This window comes from Polaribacter sp. 2405UD43-2 (assembly GCF_058147125.1).
In genome coordinates this window covers 366,472-375,284 of the sequence record NZ_JBYVJX010000003.1, presented here as the reverse complement: position 1 = coordinate 375,284, position 8,813 = coordinate 366,472, and the positions used below count along the sequence as shown (strand labels likewise).

6 protein-coding genes are annotated in these 8,813 nt (G+C 28.5%); 5 read left to right on the top strand and 1 reads right to left on the bottom strand.

Translation table 11 applies throughout. From position 1 onward, the window contains the following. Positions 1 to 90 precede the first annotated feature (90 nt). On the bottom strand, positions 91 to 1,287 hold the full coding sequence (gene sucC, locus ACY2RX_RS06845; protein ID WP_490103227.1) for an ADP-forming succinate--CoA ligase subunit beta: 1,197 nt from the start codon (positions 1,285 to 1,287) through the stop codon (positions 91 to 93). Between the two features lie 246 nt (positions 1,288 to 1,533). On the opposite strand from sucC, the gene ACY2RX_RS06840 reads away from it, so the two are divergent. The 5 genes from ACY2RX_RS06840 (at position 1,534) to ACY2RX_RS06820 (ending at position 8,813) form a co-directional block, all read left to right on the top strand. Continuing rightward, positions 1,534 to 4,017, top strand: a complete 2,484-nt coding sequence (locus ACY2RX_RS06840; protein WP_490103226.1) for a DUF5916 domain-containing protein — start codon at positions 1,534 to 1,536, stop codon at positions 4,015 to 4,017. An 88-nt stretch (positions 4,018 to 4,105) separates the two neighbouring features. Then, positions 4,106 to 4,774, top strand: a complete 669-nt coding sequence (locus ACY2RX_RS06835) for an ABC transporter ATP-binding protein (RefSeq protein WP_490103225.1) — start codon at positions 4,106 to 4,108, stop codon at positions 4,772 to 4,774. A 6-nt stretch (positions 4,775 to 4,780) separates the two neighbouring features. Further along, positions 4,781 to 5,545, top strand: coding sequence for a TIGR02757 family protein (locus ACY2RX_RS06830; protein WP_490103224.1), 765 nt, complete (start codon positions 4,781 to 4,783; stop codon positions 5,543 to 5,545). A gap of 65 nt (positions 5,546 to 5,610) precedes the next feature. Next, a complete protein-coding gene (locus ACY2RX_RS06825) occupies positions 5,611 to 7,560 on the top strand; it encodes a BatA domain-containing protein (RefSeq protein ID WP_490103223.1) in 1,950 nt (649 codons plus the stop codon). Continuing rightward, positions 7,557 to 8,813: a dihydroorotase gene (locus ACY2RX_RS06820; protein ID WP_490103222.1), complete on the top strand. Its 1,257-nt coding sequence runs from the start codon at positions 7,557 to 7,559 to the stop codon at positions 8,811 to 8,813. The genes ACY2RX_RS06825 and ACY2RX_RS06820 overlap by 4 nt, the downstream gene beginning before the upstream one ends.

Sequence of the window (8,813 nt, the reverse complement as noted above, 5' to 3'; positions counted from 1 at the left end):
AACAAACAGCTGTTTGTTGAGAGATTTTTATAACTTTAATCCTAATAAAAACTGTAACGGTTATTTAGGACTAGTCAAAACGTAAACTATTTAAGCACTTAAAACTTCTTGTACTTTATCAGCGGCTTCTTGAAATTCTGTTGCAGAAATAATTTGCATTCCACTATTGTCAATTAATTCTTTAGCTTCTTTTGCATTTGTACCTTGTAATCTACAAATAATTGGAACTGTAATTTTATCGCCCATATTTTTATAAGCATCTACAACACCTTGTGCAACTCTATCGCAACGTACAATACCACCAAAAATATTTACTAAAATTGCTTTTACAGCTGGGTCTTTTAAAATAATACCAAAAGCCGTTTCAACTCTTGCAGCATCAGCAGTACCACCAACATCTAAAAAGTTTGCAGGTTCACCACCAGATTCTTTAATCAAATCCATAGTTCCCATTGCAAGTCCTGCCCCATTTACCATACAACCCACATTTCCGTCTAAATCTACATAGTTTAAACCAGCAGCTTTTGCTTCAACTTCAATTGGGTTTTCTTCTCTTAAATCGCGCATTGCAGCATAATCTCTATGTCTATACAATGCATTTTCATCTAAAGAAACTTTAGCATCAACTGCCATTATTTTATTATCAGATGTTTTTAACACTGGGTTAATTTCAAACATAGAAGAATCTGAACCAATGTATGCTTTATATAAATTTGTTACAAATTTTGTCATTTCTTTAAAAGCAACTCCTGATAAACCTAAGTTAAAAGCAATTTTACGCGCTTGAAAAGGCATAATACCTAATAATGGATCTATTTCTTCTGTAAAAATTAAATGTGGAGTTTCTTCTGCAACAGTTTCAATATCCATTCCACCTTCAGTAGAATACATAATCATATTTTTACCAGTTGCTCTGTTTAATAAAACAGACATATAATATTCATCTGGTTCAGAATCTCCAGGATAATACACATCCTCACAGATTAAAACTTGATTTACTTTTTTACCTTCTGCAGAAGTTTGTGGCGTAATAAGCATCATTCCAATAATATCATTAGCAATACTTTCTACTTCTTGTAAGTTTTTTGCTAACTTAACTCCACCTCCTTTTCCACGGCCACCAGCGTGAACTTGAGCTTTAATAACGTGCCAACCTGTACCAGTTTCTGCTGTTAACTGTTTAGCTGCATCTACAGCTTCTTTATGATTACTTGCAACAATTCCGCGTTGAATTCTAACTCCAAAACTGCTTAAAATTTCTTTACCTTGATATTCGTGTAAGTTCATCTATAGATCTTTTAAAAAACGTTTACAAAAATACAAATTCAGAAATGAAACTTTGCTAAGTTTTATAGAAAAAAAGAGTAAAAAAATGTAAAATTAGAATTTTCTTTAAGAAATATTTAACAATCTTATAATGTAACACTCTAAATTTTATGATGTCTTTCTTATAATTAACACGATTTTATGTTTTATCACGAATTAAGATAAATACATTCGTATTGTGTTTACACATAATCAACCAAAAACTATATGTTAAAAAAAATCTCTTTAATTCTGATTGCAGTTTTCTCTGTTCATCAATTTTCAGCCCAAAACAAGGAAAATAGAAAAACGATTAAAACTACAAGAGTTTCAAAAGCTCCGAAAATTGATGGTATTATAAATGATGAAGCTTGGAAAAACGCTGAACTTTGTACAGATTTTGTGGTTTTAAGACCTTCAAATGGCGATCTAGTTTCTTCAGAATATCAAACCATAGTAAAGGTTATTTATGATGATGAAGCTATTTATATATCAGCCAAAATGAATGATCCAGACCCTGAAGGAATTCCAAAAGAATTTGCCACTAGAGATAATTTTAGTCAAGCAGATTTCTTTTTAGTTACTATAAACCCAAATGATGATGGGCAAAATCCTTTTGAATTTATTGTGCAAAGTACAGGTAACCAAGGTGATTCTAAAGTTTCTAATGGAAGAGAAGATTTTGATTGGAGTGCTGTTTGGGATAGTGCTGTTTCTACAGATGAAAAAGGCTGGAATGTAGAAATGAAAATTCCTTACAGAGCTTTGCGTTTTGCAAACCAGCCTGTGCAATCTTGGGGATTTAATTTTCATAGAAGATTAGAAAAATTAAACCAACAACACACTTGGGCTCATATAGACAACAAAGTTGGAAGATGGACACAATATGATGGTTTAATTACAGATTTTAGAGACATAAAACCTCCTACAAGATTAAATTTTTATCCTTATGCATCTGCAACAACAAATACTTTTAAAGGAAAAACAAAGTTTGATTGGAGCGTTGGTATGGATATAAAATATGGTTTATCAGAAAACTTTACATTAGATGCAACTTTAATTCCTGATTTTAGCCAAGTTGGTTTTGATGATGTTGTGCTAAATTTGGGTCCTTTTGAACAACGCTTTACAGAGCAAAGACAATTTTTTACAGAAGGTACAGAGCTTTTTAATATTGGTAGATTGTTTTATTCTAGAAGAATTGGCGCGTCACCTATAGATCAATTTGATGTAAAATCAACATTAATAAATCAAGATAATTTTGATGCTAGTGGTAAAAAAATTAACGAAGAAATAATTGATAACCCTAAAAAAGTAACAATGCTTAATGCCATAAAAGTTTCAGGAAGAACTAAAGGTGGTCTCGGAATTGGTTTTTTTAATGCAATAACAGAAAAAACCGAAGCAACAATTAAAACAACTACATCAAAAAATATTGGGGGCAAAATTACAGAAGAAGTAACTAATAGAAAAGAAGTAACAAGCCCTTTTACCAATTTTAACATTCTTGTTTTAGATCAACAATTTAATCAAAACTCTACAGTTTCTCTAATAAACACAAACGTTACAAGAGAGGGTAGATTTAGAGATGCAAACGCAACAGCTTTAGACTGGCACATAGAAACAAAAGATAGTAAATACAATATTGATGGTTCTTTTAAAATGACAAATATTACTGATGATGTAAAAAACCCAAATACTGGTTATGCTTTTGATAATAGTTTTGGTTATAACTCAGGACATTGGTTTTGGGAATTAGGTTATAACTTTGAAAATAAAGATTTTAACCCTAATGACTTAGGAATTCTTTTTAGCAATAATGAGCAAGTGATTTACGGTAATCTTGGTTGGAGGTCGTTACAACCAACTAAAACACTTAACAGATACAGTTTCAATTTCTACAACAATGCGCAGTTTCAACATTTTTCTGGCGTTTATACAGGTTATCAAGCAGGAGCTAACTTTAATGCGCAAACAAAAAATAGATTGTCTTTTAATATCAACCTAAATTACGGATCTGAAAGAAGAGATTATTTTGAACCTAGACAAGTCTCTACAAGTGGTATTTATTTTATTCAACCAGAAAGAAGAAATATAAATGGTAGAATTTCTACTAACTCACAAAAAAAATTAGCATTAAGTGCAAATTCTTATTTGAGTACTTATTCTAACGCTAAGTTAGGGTATGGTTTTAGTATTGCCCCACGTTATAGATTTACAAACAAGTTTTCAGTAAGATACAGACTAAACTTTAGTAAAACTGACAATGACCAAGGATATGTAGATAAAGATGGTACTGATATTATTTTTGGTATGAGAGACCGAAAAAGCTATACAAATACTATTTCTAGTAAATATAACTTTAGCACAAATTCTTCTTTATCTTTAAGCTTTAGACATTATTGGAGTTCAGTAAATTACAACGATTATTATAATTTATATTCAAACGGAAAACTATACCCAAATAGCAGTTATAAAGGTGATAATGTTAACTTTAATAGCTGGAATATAGATTTAAATTACATTTGGCAGTTTGCACCAGGAAGCCAATTAATAGCATTTTATAGAAACTCAATTCTTAATCGTGACAAAAATTCTAATTTAAGTTTCTTCAAAAATTTAGATAACCTTTTTAATCAATCTCATAGACATACTTTTTCTGTAAGATTGGTCTATTTTATTGATTACAATAAGATTAAAAATATTTTTTAAAAATTTATCCCCCAACTAGAAAGAAAAACGGGTATGCTGTAAAAAGTATATTCGTTTTTTTATACTTTAGTAGCAAGATATTAAACCTATGATTATTACAAAAAACATTCATAAATACTTTGGAAATGTAGAAGTTTTAAAAGGAGTTGATTTACATATTAAAAAAGGCGAAATTGTTGCTATTGTTGGTCCTTCAGGAGCAGGAAAAACAACACTTTTACAAATTTTAGGCACTCTAGACAAACCGCTAAAAGAACAAAATTTTGAGCTCTCTATAAACAACACATCACTTAAAGATCTATCAGATAAAGAGTTATCTAATTTTAGAAATAATCATATTGGTTTTATTTTTCAATTTCATCAATTACTACCAGAATTTACTGCTTTAGAAAATGTTTGCATTCCTGCTTTTATTGGTAAAAAAGATAAAAAAGAAACAGAAGAAAAAGCTAAAAATTTACTCGATTTTCTTGGATTATCAAATAAAATTCAACACAAACCTAATGAGCTTTCTGGCGGCGAACAACAACGTGTTGCTGTAGCAAGAGCTTTAATAAATAACCCTTCTGTTATTTTAGCTGATGAACCTAGTGGAAACTTAGATAGCGATTCTGCAAAAAGTTTGCATAAATTATTTTTTAAACTTCGTGATGAATTTGGGCAAACCTTTGTTTTGGTAACGCATAATGAAGAACTAGCAAATATGGCAGACAGAAAACTAACTATGAAAGACGGTAAAATTATTGAAAAAAGTTAACCTTGTATGACTCAAAAAGAACTCAAAGAGTTTTTAGACGAAAAAGTAATTCTTTACAATAATCCTAAATTTATTGAGTCTGACCCTATCCAAATTCCGCATCAATTTTCTAAAAAAGAAGATATTGAAATTTCCGCTTTTTTAACAGCTACTATTTCTTGGGGGAACAGAAAAATGATTATCAAAAATGCTTCTAAAATGATGCTTTTATTAGATAATTCACCTTATGATTTTATCGTAAATCATCAAGAAAAAGATTTAAAACAACTAGAAGGTTTTGTACACAGAACTTTTAACACAGTTGATTTACAGTGTTTTATAAAATCTCTACAACATATTTATAAAAATCATCAAGGTTTAGAAAATGTTTTATTAATAGAAAAAGCAGAAACAACATACAAAAATGCAATTCATCATTTAAAACAAGTATTTTTCGAAATTCCGCATCAACAAAGAACACAAAAGCATATTTCTGATCCTTTTAAAAATTCTGCTGCAAAGCGCATTAATATGTTTTTAAGATGGATGATAAGAAATGATAATAAAGGGGTTGATTTTGGTTTATGGAAAAGCCATAATCCTGCAAACTTATCTTGTCCTTTAGATGTTCATTCTGGCAATGTAGCAAGAAAATTAAATCTCTTAAAAAGGAAACAAAACGACTGGAAAGCTTTAAATGAATTAGACAATAAACTTAGAAAACTAGATAAAAAAGACCCTGTAAAATACGATTTTGCACTTTTCGGTTTAGGCGTTTTTGAAAAGTTTTAATTAGAAATTAACAACCGTTTTTTAATCCTTTTTTTTGTAATACATTAGATTTTTTAAAATACTAAATGCAATTTAAAAATCCAGAAATTTTATACTTTTTAGCACTACTAATTATTCCTATTTTAGTGCACCTTTTTCAGTTACAAAAATTTGTAAAAGTGCCTTTTACAAATGTTGCTTTTTTACAAAAAATAGCACAACAAACCAGAAAGAGTTCTCGCATAAAAAAATGGTTAATTTTAGTCAATAGAATACTATTATTTTTAGCGATACTTTTTATATTTTCTCAACCCTATTTTAGTGACAATAAAGAAATAAAAAAACAACATACTTTTATTTATTTAGACAATTCTTTAAGCACAAGCGCAAAAGGAGAAAGAGGAAATTTATTACAAAATGCTGCACAAGAAATTATAGAAAATATTTCTGAAAAAGATATATATTCTTTACAAACAAATGATGCATTTTATACAAAAACCCCTAAAAAAGAGTTAAAAAATATGTTGCTAAATTTAAGAAGCACTGCTAAAAAACTTGATTTTAATAGTATTTTTCTTAAAATTAAGAACCAAAATAAAAACAAAATTAAAACTTTAAGTAAAAATATTTTAATATCTGATTTTCAATACAATTACAATAAAAAGTTTACAAATGTAACACCTGTTTTTTCTGCTGTAAAACTAGAATCCAGCAAAAAAAACAATATTTTTATTGATAGCGTTTTTATAAACAATACAAATGCAAATAGCTTTACTGTAAATGTTGTTATAAAAAACCAAGGTGAAGCAAAAAAAAATGTTCCAATTGCACTTTATAATAATTCAAAATTAATTAGCAAGCAATCCTTCTCTATTAAAAAAAATGAAGAAAAAAACATTCAATTCAACACCCAAAATCAGGTAGAATTTAATGGCAAATTAGAAATAACTTTTAACGATACTTTTTCTTTTGATAACTTTTTTTATTTTACTATAAATCCTACTAAAAAAATTAATGTTTTATCAATAGGAAATGATGCAAAATTTTTATCAAAAATATATACAAAAAACGAGTTTAATTTTGCAAATTTATCTCTAAAAAATATAAACTATAATTCTATTTTTAAACAACAAATTATCATCTTAAATGAATTAGAAAATATTCCGGAAATTTTATCAAAAAGTATTGTTGAGTTTTCAAAAAAAGGCGGAAGTTTAGTAATTATACCAAATGAGAATTTGAACTTAAAATCTTATAATTCATTTTTAAAGAAATTAAATGTAGGTAAAATTTTACCCAAAGAAAACAAAGCACTAAAAATTACAAACATCAATTATAACCATCCTTTTTTTAAGAATGTTTTTTCTAAAAAGGTTCGTAATTTTCAATACCCAACCATACAAAGCTACTACCCAATTTTATCAAAAAACAACAGTAAAATGGTTTCGCTAGAAAACAATTCTTCATTTATAAGCAAAATAAGCCATTCTAAAAGCAACATCTACTACATTTCTGGTGCTATCAACAAAAAAAATAATAACTTCTTAAATTCACCTTTAATTGTACCCGTTTTTTATAATTTTGGAAAATTAAGCTACAAACACTCACAATTATTTTACAGAATTGACAAAAAAAACAATATAGATATTGAGAAAAGCTTAGGCAAAGACGAAATTGTTTCTATTTCAAATTCAGAAAGTTCCTTTATCCCAATTCAGCAAATTTTTCAAAACAGAGTATCCATCACTACAAAAAATCAACCTTTAAAAGCAGGATTTTATCATATTATTAATAAAAAAGACACCCTTCAAAAATTAGCTTTTAATTATCCTAAAGAAGAAAGCAATTTGAGTTTTCTAAATTTAAACGAACTCAAAAAAACAAATAAAAACATTACTGTTTACTCTTCTGTAAAAGATGTTTTTAAAGAAATAAACAAAAAAAATAAAGTTCATTGGCTTTGGAAATGGTTTTTAGCCTTGGCAATTGTATCTTTGTTGTTAGAAATTTTGATTTTAAAATTCTATAAACCATGATTACGCTTATAAAATCGGCAACGATTATTGACGCTTCTAGCCCTTATCACAAAAAAACAAAAGACATTTTAATTAGTAATGGAATCATTAAAAAAATTGCAGATTCTATACCATCAAAAAAAGAATATCGAGTAGTAAAAAAAGAAAATTTACATATTTCCTGTGGTTGGTTTGACACAAGTGTTTCTTTTGGAGAACCAGGATTTGAAGAGCGAGAAACTATACAAAATGGTTTAAATGTTGCCGCTAAAAGTGGTTTTACTGCTGTAGCTGTAAACGCCAATACAAACCCAATTATTGACAATAAATCTGCTGTTGAATTTTTAAAAAGTAAAGCAACAGGCTTTGCCTCAAACCTATATTCTATTGCTGCTTTAACACAAAAAAGCGAAGGTAAAGAAATGGCAGAATTGTATGATATGCAGCAATCTGGCGCTATTGCTTTTGGCGATTATAAAAAACCAATTGCAAACGATAACTTAATGAAAATTGCACTTTTGTATGCTCAGAATTTTGACGGATTAATAGTCGGTTTTCCAAAAAATAATTCGATAGCTGGAGATGGAATTGCAAACGAAGGCATCAATAGCACAAAACTTGGACTGAAAGGAAACCCTGCTTTGGCAGAACATATTCAAATTGCTAGAGATTTGTTTTTATTAGAATACACAGGAGGAAAATTGCATATTCCAACAATTTCTACCGCAAAATCTGTTGCACTAATTAAAGAGGCTAAAAAGAAAGGATTGCAAGTAACTTGTAGTGTTTCTGCACATCATTTGACTTTATCTGATAACGAACTGCATAGTTTTGATAGTAATTTTAAAACAAATCCGCCTTTAAGAACAAAAGCAGACTTAAAAGCGCTACAAAAAGGGATTAAATCTAATGTGATAGACATTATTACTTCTGATCACAATCCTATTGATATTGAAGAAAAGAAAGTAGAATTTAGCCAAGCAAAAAACGGAACAATTGGTTTAGAAAGTGCTTTTGGAACAATGAATTCTGTTTTAGATTTAGATGATTTTATAGACAACATTACAACAAAACCTAAAACAATTTTCGGTATCGAAAATCATTCTATAAGCAATAACAATAAAGCAGAAATTACTTTATTCAATCCAGATTATAACTATACTTTTACAAAAGAAAATATTTTATCAACCTCTAAAAATAGTGCTTTTCTTAATAAAAATTTAAAAGGAAAAGCATATGGCATTTACGCAAACAATCAATTAATTTTAAATTAA